Origin of the sequence: Exiguobacterium profundum (assembly GCF_042652865.1) — a bacterium.
Lineage (GTDB): Bacteria > Bacillota > Bacilli > Exiguobacteriales > Exiguobacteriaceae > Exiguobacterium > Exiguobacterium profundum.
Genome location: NZ_JBHSHG010000001.1, coordinates 1,981,299 through 2,006,369, shown reverse-complemented (window position 1 = coordinate 2,006,369; position 25,071 = coordinate 1,981,299). Strand labels below are relative to the sequence as shown.

Below are 25,071 nucleotides of genomic sequence, written 5' to 3'. Positions count from 1 at the left end.
TAGATTGTAGTGGATTCGGGAACAGAAAGGCAGGTCCATTATCTAAGGAGGAATACTGTATGGAAATCGTCATTACTGCAATCTTGAAAGCCCATCCCGGAAAAGAAGAGGCGTTACGTGACGCGCTGTACCGTGTGATTCCGCCGTCGCGTGCGGAAGAAGGATGTCTCGCGTACGTTCTTCACGAGGCGATCGATTCACCAGGTACGTTTGTCTTCTATGAAAAGTATAAGGATGAAAATGCACTCAATCACCATATCCAGTCGTCGCACTATAAGGCGTATCGTGATGAAGCCGGAGAGCTTCTCGCCGTCCGTGAGGTCTATCGTTTGCATGAAGTCTGAAAGGAGATATTCTCATGATTACGCAACCCGTGATTCCATGTATTTGGTTTGAGCAGGACGTTGAAGAGATTGCCGAGTGGTATGTATCCATCTTTCCAGATTCGTTTGTCGACTATACGACGAGATTTTCAAGTTCACCAGCAGGCGATACGACGATTGTGACGCTATCACTCGCTGGACAATTCTTTCAGTTTCTTGGGGGAGGGACGGTGCAAGAACGGAATCCGTCCATTTCCTACATGGTGTCGCTTCCGACGCCGGAAGAAATCAATGCGCTATGGGAACGATTATCTGACGGAGCGGATATCTTGATTCCATTAGACACTTACGACTTCAGTCAGCGTTATGGGTGGTTGCAGGACCGCTACGGGGTTTCTTGGCAAATCATGCATGATGGCGGGATGGACATTCAGCTCGTGACGCCATGTCTATTGTTTGTCAAAGAAGCGTTCGGTCGTGCCGAGGCGGCGATGAACGATTGGATCTCTACTTTCAAAGATTCATATGTATTGGACGGACATACGGTACGATACACGGAAGAAGACGGGGACGAGCTTGACGGGAAAATCAACTATGCTCGTTTCGTCTTATCCGGTCGAGAATTTGTCGTGATGGACAGTAATGAAAATCATACATTTTCGTTTAACGAGACCCAGTCGCTCATCGCTTTTTGTGAGTCGCAAGAAGAAGTCGATTCGTACTGGGAGCGGCTATCGGCTGTACCGGAAGCAGAGGAGTGTGGTTGGCTGAAAGATCACTATGGCGTCTCCTGGCAAATCATCCCGTGGGAAATGGAAGAGATGATGACGGTAGGTTCGCAAGAGCAGATTGAACAGGTCGTACAGGCATGTCTGCCCATGAAAAAGCTTGATATCGCGACATTGCGTAAAGCTTACTGAACAAAACTCCCGAGACAAATAGCTCGGGAGTTTTTTCATGGACTCATTTGCGAGAGGGCATCTTTCTCGATGATGGTATCCGAGAGCCGGAGTTGACTGGCCGCGCGGTCGATGTAAGGGGCGCATCGATCGAATGCGACTTGTTCTTCCGTCTCAATGGAATAGCATGTGCCGTTACCAGCACGTTCGGTCAAGTCTGGTTCATAGTAATGATCTTCGTATCGGAAAGCGCCCGTCCGAAAGACGGTTAGATTTGACGTATCATTTAATAGGGAGTCGCCAAGCATATATGCTGGAGAGATTCCAAGTAAATCGAGAATCGTCGGGGCGATATCGATTTGTCCACCACTCGCCTCCATGACTTCTCCTGTCGTCGGTCCAGGTGGTTTGATGAAGAGAGGGACAGCACGGTCAAGTTGAAACGCGTCAACCGTCGAGTTCACTTCTTCGAGGGTAGCCATCTCTTCTCCTGGTGCCGTCAGACCGCTATCGTGGTCACCATACATGACGAGAAGCGTCTCATCCCAGAAACCATCTTGTTTCAATCGTTCGATGAACTGACCGACAGCGGCATCGACGAAATGAACGGTATGGTAATAGTTTTCGAGAAGGGGATCGTCGATATCAGATAGGTCCAACCGCTTCTCGTCTTCCGGGATATCGTACGGTGTATGACTCGTTAAAGCGACTAAAAATGCGTAAAATGGTTCATCCAACTCTTCCATAAATCCGACCGACGTATTTAAGAATTCCTGATCGTTGAGTGCCATCCCGATGATTCCTTGATCGGGGTAGTCTTTGTCGCTAAAGAAATGATTGAACCCGATATTGTCATAAAAGTCATCGCGATTCCAAAAGTCTTTTCGGAACGAATGCATGGCTGCCGTATCGTAGCCCGCCTCATTCAAGGATTGAGAGAGCGCGCTGAATTGATTTCCCGGGAAACGCGTGTAGACGGAACCAGATTTGACAGGATAAAGTGACGTGTTGACGATGAACTCTGCATCAGACGTTCGCCCTTCATGCGTTTGATGATACACGTTCGGGAAGTAAAGCATGTCACGTCGCAGTCGGTTCAAATTCGGGGTCAGTTCCTGTCCATCAATCTGTTGATCGATGACGGATGTTTGGAATGATTCGAGTTGTAAGACGATAACGTTCGTATCTGGACTTGGGGCACTTAATTCTTGATAAGAGAGTGCTTGAATTTGAGAACGCTCTTCGTCTGTCAGGGCTTCGTTCCATCCCATAGCACGTTCGACGCCTCGGGCGACATCCATCGCGTGATAGCCCCAAAATCCAAGATGATAGTATTCACGCATATTCGAGATGGGGTCATCTGCGATCCACTTTTCTCCACGCTGAAAACTGAGGGTGAGCGGGATTGTGAAGAGAAGGAATCCGAGTGCGAAGCCAGCGAGCGCCAATCGTCTTCCGTTCCGCTTCCCTTCACGGACAGGATGACGTTTCATATAACGCAAAATCAAACCGTAGATGATGAGGTCGATGAAGAAGAACGCATCGATTGGGCGGATGAGCGTCAAGAAGCCACCCCCGACATCTCCCATCTGCCCGATATCAGATAGTAAGGCGACGGATAATAAGTCTTCAAAATAGCGATAGTACCAGACGTCCGAGACGAGCAGGGTACTGTGCAGGAACAGAGAAACGTATAAAATCCATCGGCGGATCGGATAAGACACGGCGAGTGCCCAACTCGTCAGGAGCAAAATCGTCGCCAAATTGATGAGGAAAAACGAGAAGTCGAACGCCGTCGCGGTCAACCAGCTAAAAAAGAAGAGCTTTGCCAGAGAGAGTGACAAGTAGCTCCAATAATCGAGATATTTCATTAGTGATCTCCTAACTCAAAATGTAGTTACTGTATCCTTTCCTTTCTTATGAACAGAGAAAACGTAGAAAGTGTGATGGAGATTCATTCGTAATCAAAAATATGTAATATATATATTGCGTTAATGGAATATATATATTACATTTTAGGTATTGCGCAACTAAATTAGGAGACAGACATGGGAAATAGAGTAAAAGAACATCGAGTAGAAAAGAATCTTACTCAAACCGATTTGGCAGAGGCGATCGGTGTGACTAGACAGACAATCGGTTTGATCGAATCGAATAAATATAATCCCTCTTTGAAACTCTGTATTGCCATTGCGAGGGTTCTGGGCGTCACTCTAAATGATTTATTCTGGGAGGAGTAAAAGATGAAAGAATCATGGGTCACAATGTTTTTACCAAATGACGAATATAAAGAAAGGCGGATGTTGTACTTTATAGCCGAGGCTTTCGTTTTGTTCATTGGATTTTTGGGAGTAGTCGTTCTATTGAATAGATTTTCAGGTATATTCAACACTGAGTCTTCATATATTTTATTGAGTGTTATAGCAATTCTAAGTCTCTATGTATGGATTCGTTATATTGTCTCAGGTATGGAGTATGCAAACGTTGTTGAGAAATCTGAATATAAAATGGAACTAAGGAAACTGATTGGTTCTACATCGAAGTTTGCTGTTTTGTTTGCTGGAGTGGCAATAGCATTAAAGGTGACGGGTGTAGTGGTTTACTCTTGGGTGGACTTGTTAGCAATGACACTTCTTTCAAATGGGTTACTTCTGGTCGCACAATTCATTTCACTTCAACGGTCATTTAGAAAAAATCGTGAGCTTTCATGACCGAGGTGATATATTCGTTTTACTTCAAATAGGACATCTATGTCTTTAAGAGTGCATAACAAAACCAGGTCCCATGCAAACATGGACCTGGTTTTGTTGGATAACTGTGAAGCTCTGATTATGTAATCTCGAACGTATCACGCAGTTCAATGATGGTTCCTTCCGGTGCTTTTAATTTACTTAAATGTCCATCGACGACGAAGTAGATGTTGCCACCGTGCTTCGGTAAAAACGTGACGCCGAGTTGTTCGAGTCGTGCGACTTCCGCTTTGAGGTCATCTACATAGAGGGCGAAATGGACGGGACCGGCCGCATGTTTCGAGTAGTCTTGTAACGTTTCATCCGCTTTAGCAGTCTGGAGCTCAATATAAAAATCACCGAGCTTGAGCCAACTGTTGAAGTCACGCGTATGAAAGTTTGGCGACTCCTGGACGAGTTCAAAACCGAGCGCTTCGTAAAATGACTTCGATGCGGCATAATCCGGGGTTTGGATACAGATATGATGGATTTGTTTCATTGGTTGTTTCCTTTCGTTTGCAACTCTTTCACTCGATCACGGTGGAACGGGGAAGTCAATTCTTCTGAGATGAGGCTGATCGTATGTCCATCCGGGTCTCGTACGTCAAAACAGGACATACCACCGAAATCGTGAAGCGGGGTCGCAATTAACCCTGCTTGTTCGAACGATTGATACGCGAGCTGGATGTCTTCACAGATGATATTGAAATAAACATGGGCTTGTCCGGACGCATCCTTAAATGTTGTGGGTTGCGTTGAAGTAGTTTGAATCAATCCGAGTTGAGTTGAGCCATCTGGCAGACAGATTCCGATGCCCCCTTCCCAGCGCCCGATTTCTTGGGCATGAAAATAAGTTGTATACCAGTTCAGAGACTGTTCTACATCTGATACGGGAATAAAGATACTTCCGATTCGGAACATAAGATCCCCTCCTTTTCTATTGTTAGTGTAGCGAATACAAGCCTTCGAAGATACGGGAGAAGAAACTTTTTACGGGAGAAATCGTATGGAAGAGAGAAAATCAATGAGGTGAATGTATGAAAGTAAACGAAATCACGATTCAACCGGTTGATGCAGTCAATCGAGAGGCGGTCATCGCCCTGACAGTGGACGAGAAACAATCTCGATTCATCGAGACGAATGCCGAATCCCTTCGAGAGATGATTGAGGATACGAAATACAATTGGCAGAGCTTTGCATTTTATGAAGGCGAGCGACCGGTTGGCTTCATGATGGTCGGAGCGGAAAACCAGTCAGAACGTTACATGTGGCTCGACCGTTTCATGATTGATCAAAACGAACAGGGGAAAGGCATTGGAACGAAGTGCCTACGCATGGCAGTGGAATTCATCCAGACACAATACGACGTGGATGATATCATCCTCAGTCTCCATCAAGAGAATGAAGTCGCGAAACGATTTTATGCGAAGAACGGCTTTGTCGACAGCGGCTTAATCGATGAATGGAATGGTGAAGCGATTTGGGTCTATCATACAGAAAACCGACCGTCATGAGTCGGTCGGATTCTCGGATGGACTTATTTTTTGCGTGACATTCATAGCTGCCAAGAAGAAGGGGATAGCGGCAAAGAGAAACAAGGTAACGAACCAGTTTTGGAGAAATGGATCGACAAACGATGGTTTTTCCAACCAGCTCCCGGTTGAGATTTCGGCGTACCAACGTATGTAGAGTGCGATGCGTTCGAGCGTATATAAGAGTCCGGACAAAAACAACAAAATACCACCCGCTACAAGTTGATTGAAACGAGACATAAAACCCCTCCTCTGTAGATGTTGTCTATAGTTTACCATTTTCATCCAAAAAGGGAGCTTTTATTTGAGTACGCTCGGTCGCAACTGTTTGACACGCGACAAGACGAGCCAACCGAGAAGCGCGCCCGTCAAACTAGAGGCAAGGAACGCCGGGACAAAGAAAAATGCACCGAACGTCGAACCCATCAACAGTTTTGCGTACGGGACGGCAATCAACGAAGCGATGACGCCGGTCCCGATGATTTCTCCGAGAGCGGCCGCATAGACGCGGTTCGTGCGAACGAAGAAAATGCCGGCAAGAAACGCGCCAATCATGCCACCAGGGAATGCGAGCAGTGATCCTGTACCGGTCATGACGCGAATGAGTCCGGTGACGAAAGCGACGAGAACGGCTCCGATTGGACCGACGGTGACTGCGGCAATCACGTTCACCATATGTTGAATCGGATAAGCGCGGGCGACACCTGTAGGAATCGAGATGAACATCGAACCGACGACGGCGATGGCAACGAGCATCGCCATCCAAGTGAGTTGTTGAATACGCATGAATAGTCTCCTTTCAAAATAAAAACGCCACGTTTCCAGACGGAAAAATGGCGTGGACATACAGAGACGTATTCCAAGCCACTTCCCTACGCTGGTATGAGCCAGATCAGGTTCAAAGGGTCCGGCAAATGCCGTCTCAGCCCGAAGGCTCCCCTAGTGGTCGTTTATTGATTTGAGTATAGCATAAATTGGAAGGGGACGAATATGGAACAACTATCTGTTTTCTGGGAAAACACTGATCTCAAGCATGAGTTTGATCAGTGGATTGATGAATATATTTCGAATGAGACGTGGCATCTAGAAAAAGATACGGATTTGACGTATCTGGTTCATGGCAATGGCGTCTATGCTAAAGCGGTCACTTCAATCAGTCAGAGTGAAGGAATGTTGTCACAATATCTTGCTCATATGTTGCCTGGGCTCGTGCCAGACGTAGTCGCTGTGCATCCGGTTCATCCATGGTTCATCTTGCGAAAAGTTTCCGGTCACCCGTTACGTGATGTACCTGATCAGGAACAGTATGAGGTTGCGCTACGAGAGTATGCCAAATTACAGCAACGAATGAGTGGTGAGACGGAGCAACTTTTAAAAATGGGGGTTCCAGACCGTCGTCCGTCTATGCTCAGGGAGGAAATCGAATCGACGTTCGTTGAGATGAGTCTAAATCTGGAGCGGGTGCAGCGGGAAGAAGTGTTGGCACTAAAACCTGAACTTCTGTCGATGTGTGAAGAACTAGAAAGTGGTATACCGATGAGTCTCGACCACGGCGATTTGCATGGAGGGAATATTTTCTGGGAGCCTGAAAGCAATCAACCGGTGATTCTCGATTGGGGAGATGCGACAATCACACATCCATTCTTTAGCATGCGTGTCTTTTGGAACATCTTGTTCGATTTATTGCCGGAAGAGGACGATACATTATGGATAGAGAAAATCCATGAGTTACGAAAGGTTTATTTGAAAGAATGGAGACACGTCGCGCCAACAGAAATACTCGAGCGTCATATGAAGATTGCGGAGGAATTGGGATGCGTGTATCGGGCCATCTCATGGCACACCTACGTCACAGCACATCGTCGGGACAAAAAAGATTCCAGCGACAAACCGGCACAATGGCTCAAGTTGTTGCTGGAATATCGTAAGTTACAACGTGACACGCATTAACTTTCATTCTTGGCTAACAGGTCCTCATAGTCCTTCTCGTTCCAAAAGAGCGGTGAGATGGATTCGGGGCCTTTTAAAATTTCTCCGTCCTGATCATATACGATGGCATACCCGCTCTCGACATCGAATACGAACAAGTCGGCAGTGACTTCGGTCACGCCGTTCCCGGCAATGATCACGTCATCGATTGGCTCCCGTGCCAGTTCGACGCCCGCTTCATCGAGTTCGACGAGGAGGGCTGACGTGTAGGCATGGCGGTCATAGACCGTTTGGAATTCATCCTGCGTGAGGACGACATCGGTAGGTGGGGCACTTGTACCGAATTTCCGATTTTCAATCTCTTCGACGTATTGAAGGAAGGATTCCTCTTGCCAAAATAGCGGAGCGACCGACTCAGAACCATTGATCACCGTTCCGTCCTGACTATCGAAAATGGTAGCATACGTCCCGTCATCGAGCTTAAATGGGTAAATATCCGCATACGTATGCTCGAGACCGTTGCCGGCGATGATGACCCGTTCGAACGTCTCCCGAAACGGTTTGATTCCTTGTTGTTCAAGGGCAGTAAGGAGCGGTTTCGTTTGTTCGTATTGGTCATAGACGTCTTTAAAGTCCTCACGCGTCCATTCGGTGATGGGTTCATCGGGTGATTCGATTGGGATTGGATTGTCTGCCACCGTATCTGTACAACCCGTGAGTAAAAGTGCACTTAATCCGAATATCGCCCATCGTTTCATGTTTCCATCCCCTTAACTGACATTTTCCACCATTTTATCATTCATGATGAAAAAGCAGAACCTGTGCACATTCTCACTCGGGGTGAGGACGTGTCGCGTAGGTATCGAGTGTTCTCTTGAAGTGAAGTGTATCTTCTTCAGAAATCGTCACACCTGAAGAGGTGCCGTAGCGAACCGCATGATAAACGGACGGGTTCATCGGTAAATCGATGCGTTGGAACCACTCTTGCAATGTCTCATGAGCACGCAATCGCTTGACTGGTACGAGAGATTGGTTGAATGTGATCAGTGCATCGCGAATCGGGACGTTCGTGAACGCTGTGAGCGTCGAAACGGACGAGGCGTTCTTGTGTTGTAGCGATTCTACAAGCGGGTCTATGCTTGAATCATCATCATCTCGTGCGTTCGTCAAATGCCGTTTTCGTTTTCGATAGACATAGAAACTGAAGCAACAGAATGCGATCAAAGCGACGAATAGTCCGAGATTTCGTCGTGTTGATTCTCCAGATCCCGTGATTCTCTCAAAAAAGTGATGTTTTCCTTTTTGAGGATCCAATTCAAACGGGTAATCTGCTTTGGATTCACCAATTAAAATTCCATCATCCTCATCCGATAGGAGATCAGTTGGAAGACTATGACTTTCCTCGACCCGTATCGTTTCCGGGTTATAGAGCCACTCGAATACACTCGTCGCAATCACCATTATCGTAAAGGTGCCGAGGAGTGTGGCGACAATCATGAGAAGAAACTTGTTCGTCCAGCGCAAGAGGGTACCTCCTTTTGAATTTTCAGACTATTTGTTGTTTATCTTACCATAAAAAGGTAAAGTTTGATTAAGACAAAAAAATGGAGGTCGTCATATGGGCATGGAGCAGGTCATCAAACAGTTGAACGAAGTGTATTTAGGAAAAGAGGATGTCGTACGCCTCTGTTGTACGGCGTTACTCGCGGAAGGACATATTCTATTAGAAGATGTGCCAGGCACGGGAAAAACGTTACTTGCCAAAACAATTGCGGCTAGCTTCGACGGGGTGTTTTCCCGGATTCAATTCACGGCCGACTTGTTACCGTCTGATGTGATCGGAGCAGACTATTTCAACATGCAGACGCAGACGTTCGATCATCGCCAAGGACCAATCTTTGCGAACATCGTCTTGATTGATGAAATCAACCGAGCGGTTCCACGAACGCAGTCCGCCTTGCTTGAGGCGATGGAAGAACGACAAGTTTCCATCGGGGGAGAGACATATCCGATGCCGAAACCATTTTTCGTCATCGCGACGCAAAACCCGATTGAATCAGCGGGGACGTTCCCCTTACCGGATGCCCAACTCGATCGCTTCTTGATTTCGATTCCAGTCGGTTATCCTGATGTTGCGGAAGAGAGAGAACTCCTCTTACAAGTGATGCGCCAAACGAGGAAAATCGTAGAGGCGGTTGCGACGTTAGACGAGTTACGCCGTGCTCAGGAGGAAGTGAAGCAAGTATCGATTCAAGATGATGTCCTCGATTACTTACTCGGGCTCGTTCACGCGACCCGGGAACATGCATCCGTCGAGGTCGGTGTCAGTCCACGTGGAGCCATCGCGCTCATGCGAGCGTCTCAAAGTTATGCCTATCTGAACGATCGATTGTACGTCATTCCGGAAGATGTGAAAGCCGTGGCACCTTATGTCTTGTCCCATCGTTTGACGTTGACGCTTGAAGGAGGCATCAAATCGACGAAACAGGACATTATCCGTTACATCTTAGACACCGTCTCTGTGCCGGTAGAGGGCTGAAGATGACCTTCTCGACACATAACGCCCTACAGAAACAATGGATTCCGGTTTATGGATTCGCTGGGGTGATTCTCGTATTCGTCCCGTACATGGAGATTGTCGGATATGCGCTTTGTTTACTTGCGGGCATCGTTTGGTTCTTTGAACGGACACGGAAACAGTTGGAACAAGCTCTTCGGCTTCACATACATAGCCATGAATCACTTCTCTTTGTCGGGGATGAGACGGAGGTACAACTGATTTTAGATGGAAGTGAAGTCGTCGAACGACTCGGGCTTCCGGTTCGTGTTCGGCTGAAATCCAATACAGCGCTCAGTTTTCCAGCCCACGACCGGTCCCCGAATAGTTTGGATTTGACATTACGGACAGATCAGGCTCGTCAGATGCTTCACATTCAAGCCGAATTCCGAGGTCCTGCCTACATCGAAGAATGCATACTTGCTGTGACGCTCCCGTTTCATCTCGGGACGTACTTACTCGAGTGCCCCATCGAGAAGCGGTGGACGGTATTACCGTCCCTTACGTTACACCCACCGGTCGGCACGAAACGTTTAGCGCTTGGTGACCGGCCTTTGACCGCATCACCACTTCGGAATCCACTGCAGGTTCTGGGGTCAAAGCCTTATGAAGGGGAACCGGTAAAAGAGATTGACTGGGTCGCGACGGCAAAACTTGGACGAGTCCAGTCGAAAGTCTTTCAAAAGACATCGCTCGATACGTTCACGTTCGCAGTAGATTTGAGTGGGCCGTCCGGCTACACGTTACATCACGACTTCGAGTCGATCATCAGCCAAGTCGCATATGTGACGACCCGACTCTTAAAAGAAGAGTGTAAAGTCGAGCTGTTCATCAACCGCTTCAACGGGGAAGGGAAGATGGAACATATCTCTCTTCAAGAGGGAGAGCGAGGTTCACGCCTCATCCTCTTGATGCTGGCCGACCTCCATCCCGGGAACCGTTTCATCTCGACAGACGCGTTCGTCCGTATGGTCGAGCGGAAACGCTTGAAGCAAAGTCATCTCGTCTGGTTCAATCAGCATAACCTGTATGACTAACAAGGAACTTTCTTTCTTCTGGCGAACTGTATCATACAGAGATGACCAAAGGGGAGATCCATATGGCAAAACGAAAGTATGCGAATCGACGAGACTGGGAACGGATTTTAAAGAACCGCTACGCGCAAATTCGTGTTCAGACGGAACAATTTTCAGGCGTCGTCGCCTTATTCCAAATCGATGAGGTTCGGGCACCATTATATAAAAAGCATAAAGGGGAAGAATTCATCGTGGCGGATGCCGGGTTTGCTTGGCTCCAATATTTCCCGGACAATGAACCGTTCGGTGTGACAGCGATGATCAATCCGGAAGGCGAAATCGTGCAGTGGTATATCGACCTCGTTGACCGAATCGGCGAAGAAGAGGGTATCCCTTATATGGATGACTTGTTGCTCGATATTCTTGTGTTTCCGAACGGAGATATTGTCAAAAAGGATGAGGATGAGTTTGAAGAGGCGACCAAGAGCGGCGAGCTGACACCTGAACAGGTCGAACGTGGATGGCGTGAATTCGAAGCGACACTCGAACGAATCGAACGTGGAGACTTCATCTACTTTGATTTGGCAAAAGGACATTACGAACAGTTAAAACAAAAGCTATGAGCGAATTCACTCTCTCTGCTACAGTAAGAGCGTAGGAGGGGGAGTTTTTATGAAAAAAATTGAAATTGAGACGTGGGCACGACGTAAGCACTTCGAGTTTTTCAAAGCGTTTGATGCGCCACATTTCAACGTGACGGCAAACGTAGATGTCACGAACCTATATACATATGCAAAGGAGAGCAATCAATCGTTCTTCAAACTCTTTTTATACGGTGCGGTGAGAGCGGCGAACGCGACTCCGGAATTGCGCTATCGTATCCGTGGTGAAGAGGTCGTCGAACACGAGGTGGTCCACCCTTCGTTCACGGTCATGTTAGACGAGGATGTCTTCAACTTTTGTGCGGCTACGTTCTATGAAGATTTACCGACATTCTTACAGGAAGTGACGACGCGGATGGAGCGAGCTGCCGATAAAGTCGTGGTCGGGGATGACGAGCCCGACGACTTACTGTATATCACGAGTGTTCCGTGGGTCACGTTCACGAGTATCATGCACCCGACGCATCAGCAACAACATGACAGCGTGCCGCGCATCGCCTGGGGCAAGTTCGAACGTCAAGGCGAGCGTCTGGTTATGCCGTTATCCGTCCAAGCCCATCATGCACTCGTCGATGGAGTACATATCGGTAAGTATTATGAAACGTTACAAGCATGGTTAGATCAAGAATTCGCACAGGAGGGGACCGACGTGACAGAAGAGAATGAGTTTGATCGAGCCGTTCGTCTCCGTGAGGAGGGACAACTTGAGCAGGCGAAGCAACTGTTCTTGTCGCTCTTGCGGAAAGATGAAAAGAATCCGAGGCTACATGCGTACTGTGCGTGGTGCTATGACTCGCTCGGTGAAGAACGTCAAGCGGTCCCGCATTATGAACGGGCCATCCGACTCGGGTTGACGGGGGAAGAGTTGGCGGAATCATATCTCGGACTCGGCAGTACGTATCGGGCACTCGGACGATACGCAGAGGCGGAACAGTTATTTAAAGAGGCGATTGAGCAATTCCCGAATCACGGGGCGCTCAAGGTATTTCAAGCGATGACCCATTACAACGTCGGTCGCCATGAAGAAGCGACGGGAACATTACTTGAGCTGCTCGCTAGTCCGAAAGCGGACGAGAGCATCGCGCGGTACCGGCGTGCCATCGCATTTTATGCAAGAAACTTAAATGAGACATATGACTAAAGGAGAAAGACATGATTTCACTACGTCCGATCGATGCACAAAATTGGTATACATGCTGTCAATTGGCATTAAGTGACCAACAACAGTCGTATATGGAGCCGAATGCGATTTCGTTACTTCAAGCGATGTACGAACCGACGCTACGCCCGCGCGCAATTTATGAGGACGAGACGATGGTCGGTTTCCTCATGTACAATACAGAGCTTGAAGAGTTGGATGCATGGTGGATTTACCGAATCATGATCGACCATGCTCATCAAGGCAAAGGGATTGGTCGACAGGCGGCAGAGCTGATGCTTGAAGAAATCGGCGAGGGGAAACCGATTGTCGTTGGCTATCACCCCGAGAACGAGGCAGCGCATCACTTATATGAAAGCCTAGGATTTGTTGATGAAGGCCATCGATTCGGTCGCGAAATGGCTGTGATTCGGCGAGGAGAATGAGATGGGAACAACCCGTCTCATTTTTTTGAATCAAATCGATTGACGGAAGAATTGTCGCATGATATATTTATCTCGAATTAAAGATATTTGAATTTAAGTTAATGGCTCTCTTGGACAAAGGAGGGAGACAGATGGAACCATCTGATGCACTAAAAACAATTACTGTGCTGTTACGTGCCTCTCAGTCGTTACAAGACCTGGTGAAGCAGGAAGTGGCGTCTTACGGGTTAAACGCGACCGAGTTCGCCGTACTCGAGTTTTTATATCATAAAGGGGATCAACCGATTCAAGTCATCGGGAAGAAAATTCTCCTCTCGAGCGGAAGCATGACGTACGTCGTGGACCGGTTAGAAGAAAAAGGATATCTCATTCGTAAGGCTTGTCCGAGCGATCGTCGCATCACATACGCTGCGCTGACAGATGACGGAGAGCGTTTGATGCAAGATATTTTCCCTAAGCATACGGAGCATATGAACGCTGTGTTTGAAGGGATGCAATTAAACGAAACGATTGAACAGTTGAAACAAATAGGAAAGCGGGCAGAAGCCGCAAAAAATTTTAATCATGTATCTTGAAATCAAGATATAAAAGGAGAGAGAATGATGAATCATGTTAAAGGAATTCACCACGTCACAGCAATCACGAGTAGTGCCGAAAAAAACTACGATTTCTTCACTCACGTGTTAGGCATGCGTTTGGTGAAAAAAACGGTCAACCAGGACGACATTCAAACGTATCACTTATTCTTTGCGGACGATAAAGGAAACGCAGGGACAGACATGACCTTCTTCGACTTCCCAGGTATCCCGAAAGGTAAGCACGGAACAAATGAAATCGCGAAGACGTCGTTCCGCGTACCGACAGATGAAGCGTTGACGTATTGGGTCCGTCGATTCGACCGTCTCGGTGTCGAGCACGAAGGGATTCAAGAACAGTTCGGGAAGAAGACGCTCTCGTTCATCGACTTTGATGAGCAGGCGTATCAACTCATCTCGGATGAGTTCAACGAAGGCATCGCGTCGGGCGAGCCGTGGAAGAACGGTCCAATCCCGCTTGAATACGCGATTACGGGACTCGGTCCAATCTTTATTCGCATCGCAGATATCACATATTTCAAACAAGTGATGGAGCAAGTGATGCTGTTTAAAGAGATCGGGCGAGAAGGTGATGTGTATCTCTTTGAAGGAGGTGAAGGTGGAAACGGAGCGCAAGTGATCGTCATTCACGACGAGACATCTCCACAAGCGCGTCAAGGGTTCGGTACCGTGCACCATGTCGCATTCCGTGTCGAAGACCGTAGCGTCCTCGATGAATGGACAGCACGTCTCCAACAGTTCGGTTTGCCGACTTCTGGCTACGTCGATCGCTTCTTCTTTGAATCATCCTATGCACGTGTCGCGCCGCAAATTTTGTTCGAATGGGCGACAGATGGACCTGGATTCATGGGAGACGAGCCGTACGAGACGGTCGGTGAGAAGTTGTCACTCCCGCCGTTCCTCGAAGCGAAACGTTCGCAAATCGAGGCGATGGTACGACCAATCGATACGGTCAGAAGCACGAAAACATTTGAGAAAGAATATGAGGGCATGAAATGAGTTTCTTAAATCGCTTGTTTGGAAAATCAGATGCATCACAACATAACCAAGGAGGAACTACTATGTTAAACATCGGAATCGTACTCGGATCAACTCGTGAAGGTCGCGTCAGTCCACAAGTCGGGGAATGGGTGAAAGAACTCGCCGACAAACGTGGCGATGCCAACTATGAAGTCATCGACATCGCAGACTACAACTTGCCACTTCTCGGCGAAGCGGGTCAGGACGCATCTGGCGCAGCGGCCTGGTCGGAGAAAATTGCGCAAATGGACGGATTCATCTTCATCGTCCAAGAGTATAACCATTCCATCTCAGCATCTCTTAAAAACGCACTCGACTACTTACGCGTCGAATGGAACAACAAAGCAGCCGGAATCGTCTCTTACGGTTCTGTTGGTGGAGCACGGGCAACAGAACATTTACGGGGCATTTTGAGTGAATTGTCAATCGCTCACGTACGTGTCCATCCTGCACTCTCACTCTTCACGGACTTCGAGAACGGTACGCATTTCGCTCCGAAAGACGTTCAAGCACAATCGGTAAACGATATGCTCGACCAACTCCTTCCATGGACGGAAGCGATGCAATCGGTCCGTACGAAAGCCGGAGAAGTTGCAAACAATTAACAAATCGCGAAGCCAGCCTGAATTTAGGCTGGTTTTTGTGCGTTTTCAGAACAGGTCGTGTAAAGTTGGAAGGGATTAGGGGGAGTGCAGATGTGGAATCGTAAAATCGTCACAGCATCCATCGCTTCGCCCGTCTATGCGATTCTGTTAGCGTGTGGGGTCACTATGATGGGTGTACGAGAAAATGGAGGAATGAGTGGCGTACTGAATGGCTTCCTTTTGATGACGGTTGCCTATGTAGCGGTCAGTTTTCCGATTATGTTGACCTACGGTGTCGTGACCTCATGGTGCAGTGACTGGTTGGCGAATCGACTCAGTTCGAAACGATTCAGGTGGTTCACTTCGCTTGTTTTACATATACTATTCGGGCTCGTCTTGTCATGGCTCAGTCTTCTCGCAGCGACCTTGTTTTACTTGGTGGATCGTCTACTACAGCATCGGGGAGACATAACAAAACTACAAACAGTGAAAAGTCTGCTCATCCCAATCGGATATTTGCTTATTGTAACGGGAAGTGTGTATATCATCGATGTCATCCAAGATCTTTTCGTTGGATTCAACTTCTTTTAGGGAAACGAACAAGGATACATTAACATAAGGAGGGGTAAAAATGAGATGGATGATTTATGGGGCGAATGGCTATACGGGTGAGCTGATTGCACGACAAGCCGCTCGTGACGGAATGCGTCCGGTTCTTGCCGGACGAAACGCAAGAGCGATTCATCACCTAGGAGATGAACTGGGTTGCGAAACATCGATTTTCGCATTGAGTCGTGAAGCCGCAATCGAGGCGCTTCACGATGTAGATTTAGTCCTTCATTGTGCAGGTCCTTTCACGGATACGAGCCAAGTGATGATCGAGGCATGTCTAGAGACAGGTACGCATTACTTAGATATTACCGGGGAAATCGACGTGTTCGAATATGTCCATTCTAAACAGCGAGCGGCTCAAGCCAAAGAACGTGGTGTGATTTTATGCTCGGGTGTCGGATTTGATGTCATTCCGACCGACTGTGTCGCGCGGAAATTAAAAGAGTTGATACCGGATGCGACAACACTCGCTCTTGGCTTTTCGGCGGCAGCCGGCATCTCACCAGGAACCATGAAGACGGCCGTTCGTGGACTAGGGTCGAGTAGTGTGGAACGTGTGAACGGCAAATTATCATCATTTCCAATTGGGGCAAAGCGGAGAACGATTGATTTTGGTCGCGGAAGCCGTACCGCCATTGCGATTCCGTGGGGAGACGTTTCGACCGCCTACTACACAACGGACATTCCGAATATTACGACTTGGGTTCCTGTACCGACAGCGGCCGCCTATGCTGCTCGCGCTTTGTCATGGTTCAGCCCGATTCTCGGAAAAGAGGCCGTGCAGGAACGATTGCTCCGTTATGTCGACGAAAACGTATCGGGACCAGACGAGGCTGTACGTGAAAAATCATCGACGTACGTATGGGGCGAAGCAACGAATGAGGAAGGACGAAAAGTAGTCGTCCGTATTCAAACGGCAAGTACGTATGCCTTCACTGTTTACGGGGCGCTCGCCGTCGTCAAGCGGTTGCTCGGTTCGGGTGGGATGCTTGCCGGAAGCTTTACACCAGCCATGCTATTCGGATCTCACTTTATCGAAGAGATTCAAGGTTCCTCTTCGTTCGTGATTGATGAGATTCGTCCATGAATCGAGAAGTATGGGATTTACTCGACGAAAACCGGCAACCGCTCGGTCGAACGCACTTTCGTGGGGATGAATTAGAGCCGCATACGTTTCACACGGTCATCGAAGTGTTCACGTTCAATCCGGATGGGAGATTATTGCTGTCGAAGCGTCATCCGGATAAGACGTATCCGCTTCTTTGGGAAGGAACGGGCGGCTCGATTTTGGCTGGAGAAACGAGTCGACAAGGTGCGGTCCGTGAGCTAAAAGAAGAGTTGGGACTATATGTATTGCCTGAGCAACTCCGGTTCGTGACAACGATTAAGCGGGGCACATATTTCTTGGATATGTATTGTCTCGTGTGCGAGAAACCAATCGACTTCGAACAACTGTCACTGCAAGCAGATGAAGTCGTCGATGTGACGTTACAAGAATGGGAGACGGTCCTTGAGTGTGTAGAACTTGTTCCTTCTGTCCGGGAACGGCTGATTCAATACGGTCATCTCATCCGACCGTGAACATATGCTACACTCAACATGGAATATACAAGGGAGGGAAGAGCGTGAAACGTTTAGAATTGGCAAGGCGTATCGAACGCATCAAAGCAGAGGGGACGTCTGCTTACATTCGACATCGTAAACAAACCCCTCCCTATGAAGGTGCGGAACTACACGTAGAAGGAAAAGGGCATGTGTTCAAAATGGGAAATATGAGTTTTGCGGTCGGATTTGGATTGAATCGGCCGACAAGCTTTTACGACCTGCATCAAATGGAAAAATGGGTACGCGGGAAAAATGTCTCGCGTCTACATATTGAGGTTTGTCCATTAGCGGAAGACTCCTTGCTCCGCTTATTGCAAGAACGTAACTACACGCTCGATCATTTTTTGGACGTATGGACGTTGGATTTGACACAGCATGCCTCCACATCTGTACCGACTCAGGTCGAAAAAGTGAAGGATGAGACACTCCATGAGTGGGCATACGCCGTTGCGGCTGGATTCGCCGAGTCGGGCACAATCCTTCAAGAGACGGTCGATACAGCCAAAGGCTTTTACGCACTACCGAGTAATCATGCTTATCTCGTGCGAGAAGAGGATGCTGTCGTAGCGGGTGGGATTTTAGCCACGCAAGACGGGATTGGAGAGTTGTTTCTGACGAGCACCGTTCCGACGTATCGGCAAAAAGGGTACCAGACACAACTTATTTTGGAACGAATTGCCGAAGCGAAAGCACTTGGATGCAATCTGTTGACGGTTACGACGAAAGTCGATTCGGCGTCTGGTCGCAATATGGAACGGCTTGGATTTCAGCCGTTCTATCAAAAAGCGGTCATGAAAAGTCCAATCCTTAAATAAGCAGGTCGCCTCGGGTGAGGTGACCTGCTTTTCGATTACAAGAGCGATTCAGCCCCATCGACGTATACTTCAGAGCCGGTCACGTGGCTCGACATGTTGCTCGCGAAAAATAAGACGACATCGGCGACTTGTTTCGCGGAGCCCGATTTTCCGGCAAGCGGTTGATTCCCAAGTGGATATTCGATTGGAATAACGACTTCTTCGAGCAACGCATCGTCTCGATTGGTCGAATCGTCAATATTCGTATCGATGGCCCCGGGACAGATGGAATTGACACGAATCCCGAATTGAGCGAGTTCCGCAGCAGCCATTTTCGCAAAGCCGGTTTGACCTGCTTTCGTCGTCGCGTAGCCACTGAATCCGAAATTTTTAAAATAGCGGTTCCCGTTAATCGATGAAGTGATAATGATACTACCGCCATTCTCTTTCAAATGGGGAATAGCATGTTTGACGGTCAAAAAGGTTCCCGTGAGGTTCGTCTCCACCACTCCATTCCAATCATCCAATGATAAATGTTCGATCGGTGTGATGGTCCCGTTTCGACCGGCGTTAGCGAAGACGATATCGAGTTGACCAAATCGTTCCATTGTCCGTTCGTAGGCCTCTTTCATTGCAGATTCATCTGACACATCTGCACTGATGCCGATGGCGCGTTCTTCCCCGACAAGGCTTGCGAGACGCATCGCATCTTCTTCATTCAAATCGACAATGGCGACTTTCGCTCCGGCTTGAATGAAGCGGATGACCGCGGCACGTCCGATTCCGGAGGCTGCCCCGGTCACAAAAGCTACTTTTCCAGATAGTAATTTATTTGAAATCAATCCGATCACTCCTTTTTATGATTCTGTTCTCATATTCCACAGTTCTGGAAAAGTTACGCTTCATTTCAAAAAATCATGGAGCGTTGACTTCGATGGTGCGTGCGATGTTCAAATTCGAATCCGTCGGGATGACCTCGATTGTCACCAGTTGTCCGCTCTGTAACCCTTGTACGCTATTGACGATGCCGGTGACTTCGGTTTGATCATTGATCAAGACGACGCGCAATGTGACTTCTTCCGAGGATCCGGTAGATTCAATCAATATTTGGGGGATATCGACTCGTTCAATCTGTCCCTCGACTAAGTTGTCATTCCACGTGCTCATCCAATAAACGGCGACTAAAAAAAGACCGAGAAAGATTAAGGCAAAGGTTAATCGTGAACGCATGCACACCTCACTCCTTTGTTGTCCCGTTTCGCATCTTGTCTAATTTACCTTTACCCGGAAATTCTCTCATTACTTGAAAAAATAGTAGGAATCACAAGAAAAATGGGGAATAGAAAGGAAAACGAAAAGGTGAGGTGTGGGCATGTGGATGATGGTTGGTGCGCTAGGATTGGTTGCTTGTGTATGGATCGCGTTCGGTTGGTTCACCATTGGTAATGCAAAGCGACGAGTATGGGGAGGTCTTTTTTCACTCAGTATGACTTGTCTGTTTGCACCGCTCTTCCTCGTGAAACTTGGAGAACAGTATGGATTTGTTGGGATTCAAGTAGGGTTGACCGCTTTATTCGGCGTACTCGCAGGTGCATTTTTCTTTGTTGCACTCGGATGGACAGGACGCCCGGCGAAAGTTCGAAAAGTGAGAACGTTATCAGAAGACCCTGATTTATTTTGAAGCATGACTTACCACTCCTACGGTATAATGCGGTCATAATGATGTTGTGAGGGAGTGGGGATCATGATTAAACCGCCAATGTTGCAAGTGGGGGATACGATAGGGATCATTACGCCTTCTTTTCCGGCACCTGTTCAGTTTGAGGGGCGTTACCAACGTGGGGTTGAACAGCTCAAGCGGATGGGATTCAAGGTGAAAGAGGGCACGTGTACATATAAAACAGAAGGATATCGGTCCTCGTCCATTCGGGATCGTGCTGACGAACTAAACGCATTTTTACATGATCCTGAAGTGAAAGCCATCATCAGTACAATCGGTGGAACAAATTCGAACTCGGTGTTACCATATATCGATTATGAACAACTCCGACGTCATCCTAAAATCATCATGGGATATAGTGATGTCACGGCAATCTTGATGGCCTGTTATGCCAAAACGGACGTCGTCACATTTTACGGTCCGGCAATCGTCCCCTCATTTGGTGAATACGGAGGGATGTTCGAGACGGGGGAGCAATATGTCAAAGACATTCTCTGTTTAGAACGAACGGCTCCGTTTCAGTTACATATCCCTGATGAATGGACGGAAGAGATGCTCGATTGGTCGACACAACAACGTGTCAAGACGTTCCAACCGAATGAAGGATGGATTTCTCTGAAGGATGGAAAGGCACAAGGAACGTTGATTGGCGGGAATCTGAACACGATGTCTGGGTTCTTCAAGTCGGATTATTATCCCGATTTGAAAGGCGCGATTCTATTCCTAGAAGACTCGTTTAAGACGATGGCTGAAGAAGAACGTTCGCTTAGTATGCTGAAGCTGGCGGGTGTGTTTGATGAGATTTCGGGTCTGATTATCGGGAAGCACGAGCATTTTCAAAATCAATCAGCTCCCTTCTCATTCAACGACTTGTTGCTTGAAATCATCGGAGAAAAAGATTTTCCGATTTTGACGAATGTCGATATCGGTCACACGTTTCCATCACACGTTTTCCCGATTGGCATTCAAGTTGAGTTAGATACGACGAATGGGGTTATCCGATTTTTAGAAGATGGGGTGTCGGAATGAAGGAGCACCTCACTATTTTTGACGAGAATCACCGGAAAATAGGGGAGAAGGAGCGAAATCAAGTTCATGTTGACGGGGATTGGCATGAGACGTTCCACTGCTGGTTCTGGAAAGAAGACCTCATCTATCTTCAGCGGAGGAGCATGGAGAAACAGGATTTTCCCGGGAAATATGATATTACGGCAGCGGGACACCTTGCAACAGATGAGACAATAGCGAATGGCGTTCGTGAAATTGAAGAAGAGCTCGGACTGTCATTGACGTTCGAACAGCTCACCTTTATGGGAATCTTTGAAGACGTGATTGAACTGGACGAGTTTCTTGATCGCGAGTTTGCACATACGTATTGCTATGTCTATCAAGGTGAGCCGATTCATTTTGACGACCAGGAAGTGATGGATGTCGTAGCTGTTCAAAGAAATGAACTGAGGTCGCTGACAGAAGGATGCATGTGTACGATTGAAGGATGCTCTCTTATGACGAATCATCTTGTTCAAATCACGCAAGCCGATTTAGTTCCGCATCGTCAGACTTACTGGCAAAACATATTTGAGAGTTTGACACGAATGGATGCCTCAAATCGTTAAGGAAAGAATACGTTGTTCGCCAATCGGTCCACCGATTCGACGTCCGGTATCGCTCCACCCAACGTTCGTATAAAGGGAGAAAGCGGCTTCGTTTTTAAGATTGACCGACAGGACGATTTCACGAATGTGAGGGAAGTGTTGCTTTACGAACTGCGGAAGTGCTTGGAGTGCAGCTTTAGCGTAGCCTTTCCCCTGGTCCTCATGGTTAATGGCAAAGGCGGAGAAGAGCAAGGCATTCGACTCGGTTGTATAGGAAGCAACGCGTTCGTTGTCATGCAGTAAGAACATCCCAACTGGTTTTGACGCGACGATGACAATCGGATAAATGCGATCGGGCAATGGGTCATCCATGTCTTTGGGCAGGGTCGTATACTTTTCTTGGTCCGTCGGTAGTGCGAACGTATTGAGAATCGATTGATGCGTATCATTTCGATATTCGAGCGTAATTTTCATAAGGGGTCTCCTTCGGGCTTTATTGATTTTCATTCAGAAAGGGGAATTATATGTCGACACAGTTTACATACCGTCAAAATCCACCATTACAAGATTTATACCGCGCGTTTATGAGCGGTTTTTCTGATTATATTATTCCGTTTCAATTTGATGAGCAGACGTTCGAAGATGTTTTTCTTGTTCGTGATCAAAATCAGCCGTCCCGTTCCATTGTAGCCTATGATGGTGAAGAACCTGTCGGTGTCGTGTTAACCGGGATTGCACATCTTGATTCAGGATGGCAGACACGTTGTGGTGGACTTGCTGTCGCCCCACATGTCCGAAAAGCAGGAGTCGCGACCGAATTGATGAGACGATTTGAAGAGGCGGCAGTAGGCACTCGTTTACTCGAAGTCATTCAAGGCAATGATGCGGCAGTGTCTCTCTATGAACGACTAGGTTACGAAACGACTCGAGAAATCCTCTACTTCCAAGCGGTGTCATTAGAAACGAACGCAGACATGACGTATGAACCGATTCAAACGTTATTTGATGAGTTGTATCCGGCGGCGAGTCACGTTCCGATTTGGCAACGCGATGTGCGCGTGACCCAACAAGCTGCTGAGTTAGTGAAAGTCGTAGAAGGGAATCGAATAGGATTTTTGTTATACCGCGATCACGTCTTGCTCGATGTTTTTGGACAAGCAGAAGAAGCGGAATGGCTATTGCGGGCGGCCGCGAGCCGATCGCCACTTCATGTCACGTTGACATCAGACCGTCCTGAATGGGTCGAAGCGGCACGACGATTGGGATTTGTCCAAGACGAGATTGCCCAATTTGAAATGGTGAAGGACGCTTGATGAAGCGGTTGTTGGTCATCTGTATCATTGCGCTGATTAGTGGAAATACCGCGACCCTGATTGCGCTGACAACAAATCTTTCACCCGACCTGTCGCGAGGTATACTAGTAGTTAGTGTGAGTGTAACACTCCTTTCCATCGGTGGTATCGTCTGGGTGGGATACTATACAAAAAAACGCTAGTGAAATCCTTGTGAAGTGACACTTGAAAATATCACATCATGCTGTCATGTATGACATGAAAATGAAAAACTTCATATATTGAAATTTTTAACCCCCAGTGGTATATTCGCACATGTAGCTTTTTTGAAGCTCATGAATGTATTAATTTGGAGGGTTTATTATATATATGTGGAAACAACTCATCATGACAGCGGGTGTTGGTGTTCTCTTATTCCAAGGACAAACCGCATCTGCCGACAACATGTCCCCGCAAGACCTCGTTCAAACGGAAAAGTCATTGCAACAAACGAAGCAGCAGGTTAAAGATACGAAACAATCCATTCACGCCATTCAAACGAAGTTGAAGCAAGTCAATCATAAGGCGGAGGCGTTGCGAGATAAAATTGAAGGAACTTCTAAAGAATTAGAAGAAGTGGAGGAGTCACTCGTTCCTGCAGAACAGTCGCTCTTCGCAAAAGTCGTTTCTTCGGTGTTGCCGAGTGCGAAAGCGGAAGCCGCTGAAGCGGAAGAAGCACATCAAGAGCTTGTTGAAAAGAAAAACCAAGTAAATGAAGCATTGGAGCAACTGAAAGAAGAACAAGAGCAAATTGAAGCGACACGTCAAGACGTGAAAGCGTCGTATGACGAAAAGTCGAAACAATATAAGAAACAAACGAATCAGTTGAGTGATTTGAAGAAACAGTATGAAGCGATGGCACCCGATCGGTTCTTAATGCCGGCGGAAGGTCGCCTCTCTCAAGGTTTCGGTTCGGCGAGTGGACAGTTCGGATACACATTCCATAACGGTCTCGATATTGCTGCCAAAACAGGCACACCTGTATACGCCGCGGAAGCTGGAAAGGTGACAAAAGTCAGCTCGAGTGGACCTTATGGGAACCACATACAAATCGAACACAACGTAGACGGTCAAAAATGGACGACCGTGTATGCACACTTGCACAAAGTGGATGTCAAGACAGGTCAGTCGGTACGCCAAGGTGAACCGATTGGTCAAATCGGAAACACGGGCAACTCGTCAGGTCCGCACTTACACTTTGAGATTCATAAAGGGGACTACAATTTCTCGGCTAGTTCAGCTGGGAATTCCGTCGACCCGATGAAACTGGCAGAGCGCCTCGGTGGTGCTTCTCCGGTAAAAGCCACGTTTTAAGCAGACAGATGCCCTGAGCCTCTCGAATGAGGTCAGGGCATTTTTTACTGTTCGCGCGTAGGATCATGGTTGCCCTCGCTGTCGGCAATCGTATCTGAGCTTCCGTAGTCTTCTACTTGGGAGAAGGCGTCCGTTTTTTGACCAGGTTGATCCGTTCCGTCTAACTCTTTGCGTCGAGCTGTCTCATTAGGGTTCAACACGTCTTCTTCGACCGGTCGATCGACTTCATGCGCGTGCTCTTCCTCTTCTTGTGCCCGGGCGTGTTCGATGCAAAGGGTGGCTTCTGGAATGACTTCCAGACGGTCTAGTTCAATGTCTTTCCCACACACCTCACATTGTCCATACGTCCCATTCTGAATGGCTAATAGTGCCTTATCGACGTCACTCAAGAACTCTTCATCGAGTTCATTAAGGGCTTGGTCTCGTTCTCGTAAAAAGAGCTCTTCGCCCGAGTCGGCAGGGTGGTTGTCGTAATGAGAGAGCTCTCCTTCATCATATGTCTCTTCCCGATTATCCATGTATCCTTCGGTTTTTGCTTTTTCTTTCAATAATCGTTTTTTAAACGTTTCGATTTGTTCTTCAGTCAACATATCCATTCACTCTCCAGTTCTCAAGTCATTAATATAAGGTTTCCCATTTTATTTGTGTACAAACCATTTGAAGTGGAAT

34 protein-coding genes and 1 riboswitch are annotated in these 25,071 nt (G+C 47.6%); of the genes, 23 read left to right on the top strand and 11 right to left on the bottom strand.

All coding sequences use genetic code 11. The features are described from left to right. Positions 1-59 precede the first annotated feature (59 nt). Both ACFO4U_RS10320 and ACFO4U_RS10315 read left to right on the top strand, forming a co-directional pair. Positions 60-344, top strand: a complete 285-nt coding sequence (locus ACFO4U_RS10320; RefSeq protein WP_215243559.1) for a putative quinol monooxygenase — start codon at positions 60-62, stop codon at positions 342-344. 14 nt (positions 345-358) lie between these two features. Then, positions 359-1,243, top strand: coding sequence for a VOC family protein (locus ACFO4U_RS10315; protein ID WP_215243560.1), 885 nt, complete (start codon positions 359-361; stop codon positions 1,241-1,243). A gap of 35 nt (positions 1,244-1,278) precedes the next feature. Here the strand turns inward: ACFO4U_RS10315 and ACFO4U_RS10310 are convergent, their stop codons facing one another. After that, on the bottom strand, positions 1,279-3,093 hold the full coding sequence (locus ACFO4U_RS10310; protein WP_214690344.1) for an LTA synthase family protein: 1,815 nt from the start codon (positions 3,091-3,093) through the stop codon (positions 1,279-1,281). Between the two features lie 177 nt (positions 3,094-3,270). Here ACFO4U_RS10310 and ACFO4U_RS10305 point away from each other — a divergent pair, with 177 nt between their 5' ends. After that, positions 3,271-3,462, top strand: a complete 192-nt coding sequence (locus tag ACFO4U_RS10305; protein ID WP_031421892.1) for a helix-turn-helix transcriptional regulator — start codon at positions 3,271-3,273, stop codon at positions 3,460-3,462. A 3-nt stretch (positions 3,463-3,465) separates the two neighbouring features. Then, a complete protein-coding gene (locus ACFO4U_RS10300) occupies positions 3,466-3,933 on the top strand; it encodes a hypothetical protein (protein ID WP_196431414.1) in 468 nt (155 codons plus the stop codon). Positions 3,934-4,051: 118 nt separating this feature from the next. Here the strand turns inward: ACFO4U_RS10300 and ACFO4U_RS10295 are convergent, their stop codons facing one another. Both ACFO4U_RS10295 and ACFO4U_RS10290 read right to left on the bottom strand, forming a co-directional pair. Beyond that, positions 4,052-4,450 carry a VOC family protein gene (locus tag ACFO4U_RS10295; protein WP_074035393.1) on the bottom strand — a complete coding sequence of 133 codons (399 nt, stop codon included), beginning with the start codon at positions 4,448-4,450 and terminating at the stop codon, positions 4,052-4,054. Continuing rightward, the gene (locus ACFO4U_RS10290) at positions 4,447-4,872 is read right to left on the bottom strand and encodes a VOC family protein (RefSeq protein ID WP_074035394.1); all 426 of its coding nucleotides are present in this window, start codon (positions 4,870-4,872) and stop codon (positions 4,447-4,449) included. The genes ACFO4U_RS10295 and ACFO4U_RS10290 overlap by 4 nt, the downstream gene beginning before the upstream one ends. 116 nt (positions 4,873-4,988) lie before the next feature. On the opposite strand from ACFO4U_RS10290, the gene ACFO4U_RS10285 reads away from it, so the two are divergent. After that, the gene (locus ACFO4U_RS10285; protein ID WP_084543024.1) at positions 4,989-5,465 is read left to right on the top strand and encodes a GNAT family N-acetyltransferase; all 477 of its coding nucleotides are present in this window, start codon (positions 4,989-4,991) and stop codon (positions 5,463-5,465) included. On the opposite strand, the gene ACFO4U_RS10280 is transcribed toward ACFO4U_RS10285, so the two are convergent. Beyond that, the gene (locus tag ACFO4U_RS10280) at positions 5,460-5,723 is read right to left on the bottom strand and encodes a hypothetical protein (protein WP_012727621.1); all 264 of its coding nucleotides are present in this window, start codon (positions 5,721-5,723) and stop codon (positions 5,460-5,462) included. The genes ACFO4U_RS10285 and ACFO4U_RS10280 overlap by 6 nt on opposite strands. 60 nt (positions 5,724-5,783) lie before the next feature. Further along, the gene (gene thiW, locus ACFO4U_RS10275) at positions 5,784-6,269 is read right to left on the bottom strand and encodes an energy coupling factor transporter S component ThiW (protein WP_047794734.1); all 486 of its coding nucleotides are present in this window, start codon (positions 6,267-6,269) and stop codon (positions 5,784-5,786) included. A gap of 66 nt (positions 6,270-6,335) precedes the next feature. Beyond that, a riboswitch (TPP riboswitch) is annotated at positions 6,336-6,434 on the bottom strand. Between the two features lie 39 nt (positions 6,435-6,473). Between thiW and ACFO4U_RS10270 the strand changes: the two genes are divergently transcribed. Beyond that, positions 6,474-7,433, top strand: coding sequence for a phosphotransferase family protein (locus ACFO4U_RS10270; RefSeq protein ID WP_196431413.1), 960 nt, complete (start codon positions 6,474-6,476; stop codon positions 7,431-7,433). Here ACFO4U_RS10270 and ACFO4U_RS10265 read toward each other — a convergent pair. Further along, on the bottom strand, positions 7,430-8,170 hold the full coding sequence (locus ACFO4U_RS10265) for a hypothetical protein (protein ID WP_196431412.1): 741 nt from the start codon (positions 8,168-8,170) through the stop codon (positions 7,430-7,432). The genes ACFO4U_RS10270 and ACFO4U_RS10265 overlap by 4 nt on opposite strands. Positions 8,171-8,243: 73 nt before the next feature. After that, the gene (locus ACFO4U_RS10260; protein ID WP_215243561.1) at positions 8,244-8,936 is read right to left on the bottom strand and encodes a hypothetical protein; all 693 of its coding nucleotides are present in this window, start codon (positions 8,934-8,936) and stop codon (positions 8,244-8,246) included. Between the two features lie 94 nt (positions 8,937-9,030). Between ACFO4U_RS10260 and ACFO4U_RS10255 the strand changes: the two genes are divergently transcribed. The 12 genes from ACFO4U_RS10255 to ACFO4U_RS10200 all read left to right on the top strand — a co-directional run bounded on the left by ACFO4U_RS10255 (position 9,031) and on the right by ACFO4U_RS10200 (position 18,463). Then, complete coding sequence (locus ACFO4U_RS10255; protein ID WP_215243562.1) at positions 9,031-9,951, top strand: AAA family ATPase; 921 nt, start codon at positions 9,031-9,033, stop codon at positions 9,949-9,951. A gap of 2 nt (positions 9,952-9,953) precedes the next feature. Further along, complete coding sequence (locus ACFO4U_RS10250; protein WP_074035404.1) at positions 9,954-11,006, top strand: DUF58 domain-containing protein; 1,053 nt, start codon at positions 9,954-9,956, stop codon at positions 11,004-11,006. A 62-nt stretch (positions 11,007-11,068) separates the two neighbouring features. After that, positions 11,069-11,608: a ribonuclease FAU-1 family protein gene (locus ACFO4U_RS10245; RefSeq protein WP_031421906.1), complete on the top strand. Its 540-nt coding sequence runs from the start codon at positions 11,069-11,071 to the stop codon at positions 11,606-11,608. A gap of 49 nt (positions 11,609-11,657) precedes the next feature. Beyond that, positions 11,658-12,788 carry a tetratricopeptide repeat protein gene (locus ACFO4U_RS10240; protein ID WP_196431410.1) on the top strand — a complete coding sequence of 377 codons (1,131 nt, stop codon included), beginning with the start codon at positions 11,658-11,660 and terminating at the stop codon, positions 12,786-12,788. Between the two features lie 11 nt (positions 12,789-12,799). Next, positions 12,800-13,231 carry a GNAT family N-acetyltransferase gene (locus ACFO4U_RS10235; protein ID WP_215243563.1) on the top strand — a complete coding sequence of 144 codons (432 nt, stop codon included), beginning with the start codon at positions 12,800-12,802 and terminating at the stop codon, positions 13,229-13,231. Positions 13,232-13,362: 131 nt separating this feature from the next. Beyond that, the gene (locus tag ACFO4U_RS10230) at positions 13,363-13,806 is read left to right on the top strand and encodes a MarR family winged helix-turn-helix transcriptional regulator (protein ID WP_031421914.1); all 444 of its coding nucleotides are present in this window, start codon (positions 13,363-13,365) and stop codon (positions 13,804-13,806) included. A 27-nt stretch (positions 13,807-13,833) separates the two neighbouring features. Then, complete coding sequence (locus ACFO4U_RS10225; RefSeq protein WP_041917956.1) at positions 13,834-14,826, top strand: ring-cleaving dioxygenase; 993 nt, start codon at positions 13,834-13,836, stop codon at positions 14,824-14,826. After that, positions 14,823-15,452, top strand: coding sequence for an NADPH-dependent FMN reductase (locus ACFO4U_RS10220; protein ID WP_374193977.1), 630 nt, complete (start codon positions 14,823-14,825; stop codon positions 15,450-15,452). The genes ACFO4U_RS10225 and ACFO4U_RS10220 overlap by 4 nt, the downstream gene beginning before the upstream one ends. 90 nt (positions 15,453-15,542) lie before the next feature. Continuing rightward, positions 15,543-16,022, top strand: a complete 480-nt coding sequence (locus tag ACFO4U_RS10215; protein ID WP_214690352.1) for a hypothetical protein — start codon at positions 15,543-15,545, stop codon at positions 16,020-16,022. A 40-nt stretch (positions 16,023-16,062) separates the two neighbouring features. Next, positions 16,063-17,130, top strand: a complete 1,068-nt coding sequence (locus ACFO4U_RS10210) for a saccharopine dehydrogenase family protein (protein WP_215243564.1) — start codon at positions 16,063-16,065, stop codon at positions 17,128-17,130. Next, positions 17,127-17,624 carry an NUDIX hydrolase gene (locus tag ACFO4U_RS10205; RefSeq protein ID WP_074035410.1) on the top strand — a complete coding sequence of 166 codons (498 nt, stop codon included), beginning with the start codon at positions 17,127-17,129 and terminating at the stop codon, positions 17,622-17,624. The genes ACFO4U_RS10210 and ACFO4U_RS10205 overlap by 4 nt, the downstream gene beginning before the upstream one ends. 44 nt (positions 17,625-17,668) lie before the next feature. Next, positions 17,669-18,463, top strand: coding sequence for a GNAT family N-acetyltransferase (locus ACFO4U_RS10200; protein ID WP_196431406.1), 795 nt, complete (start codon positions 17,669-17,671; stop codon positions 18,461-18,463). Between the two features lie 35 nt (positions 18,464-18,498). On the opposite strand, the gene ACFO4U_RS10195 is transcribed toward ACFO4U_RS10200, so the two are convergent. Further along, complete coding sequence (locus ACFO4U_RS10195; protein WP_074035413.1) at positions 18,499-19,284, bottom strand: SDR family oxidoreductase; 786 nt, start codon at positions 19,282-19,284, stop codon at positions 18,499-18,501. Between the two features lie 73 nt (positions 19,285-19,357). After that, positions 19,358-19,672, bottom strand: a complete 315-nt coding sequence (locus ACFO4U_RS10190) for a hypothetical protein (protein WP_196431405.1) — start codon at positions 19,670-19,672, stop codon at positions 19,358-19,360. A gap of 142 nt (positions 19,673-19,814) precedes the next feature. Between ACFO4U_RS10190 and ACFO4U_RS10185 the strand changes: the two genes are divergently transcribed. From ACFO4U_RS10185 to ACFO4U_RS10175, 3 genes are all read left to right on the top strand, one after another. Further along, positions 19,815-20,123 carry a hypothetical protein gene (locus ACFO4U_RS10185; protein ID WP_031421923.1) on the top strand — a complete coding sequence of 103 codons (309 nt, stop codon included), beginning with the start codon at positions 19,815-19,817 and terminating at the stop codon, positions 20,121-20,123. A gap of 63 nt (positions 20,124-20,186) precedes the next feature. Next, a complete protein-coding gene (locus tag ACFO4U_RS10180; RefSeq protein ID WP_215243565.1) occupies positions 20,187-21,191 on the top strand; it encodes a S66 family peptidase in 1,005 nt (334 codons plus the stop codon). Next, positions 21,188-21,778, top strand: coding sequence for an NUDIX hydrolase (locus tag ACFO4U_RS10175; protein WP_215243566.1), 591 nt, complete (start codon positions 21,188-21,190; stop codon positions 21,776-21,778). Before ACFO4U_RS10180 ends, ACFO4U_RS10175 begins: the two co-directional genes overlap by 4 nt. Here the strand turns inward: ACFO4U_RS10175 and ACFO4U_RS10170 are convergent. Then, entirely contained in the window at positions 21,767-22,231 is a 465-nt protein-coding gene (locus tag ACFO4U_RS10170) for a GNAT family N-acetyltransferase (RefSeq protein WP_214690356.1), read from the bottom strand. The two genes, ACFO4U_RS10175 and ACFO4U_RS10170, sit on opposite strands and share 12 nt — an antisense overlap. Positions 22,232-22,281: 50 nt before the next feature. Between ACFO4U_RS10170 and ACFO4U_RS10165 the strand changes: the two genes are divergently transcribed. Continuing rightward, positions 22,282-23,070, top strand: coding sequence for a GNAT family N-acetyltransferase (locus ACFO4U_RS10165; protein ID WP_214690357.1), 789 nt, complete (start codon positions 22,282-22,284; stop codon positions 23,068-23,070). Between the two features lie 348 nt (positions 23,071-23,418). Beyond that, the gene (locus ACFO4U_RS10160; protein WP_215243567.1) at positions 23,419-24,402 is read left to right on the top strand and encodes a M23 family metallopeptidase; all 984 of its coding nucleotides are present in this window, start codon (positions 23,419-23,421) and stop codon (positions 24,400-24,402) included. Positions 24,403-24,446: 44 nt separating this feature from the next. On the opposite strand, the gene ACFO4U_RS10155 is transcribed toward ACFO4U_RS10160, so the two are convergent. Then, positions 24,447-24,992, bottom strand: coding sequence for a TraR/DksA C4-type zinc finger protein (locus ACFO4U_RS10155; RefSeq protein WP_078147954.1), 546 nt, complete (start codon positions 24,990-24,992; stop codon positions 24,447-24,449). Positions 24,993-25,071: the final 79 nt, after the last annotated feature.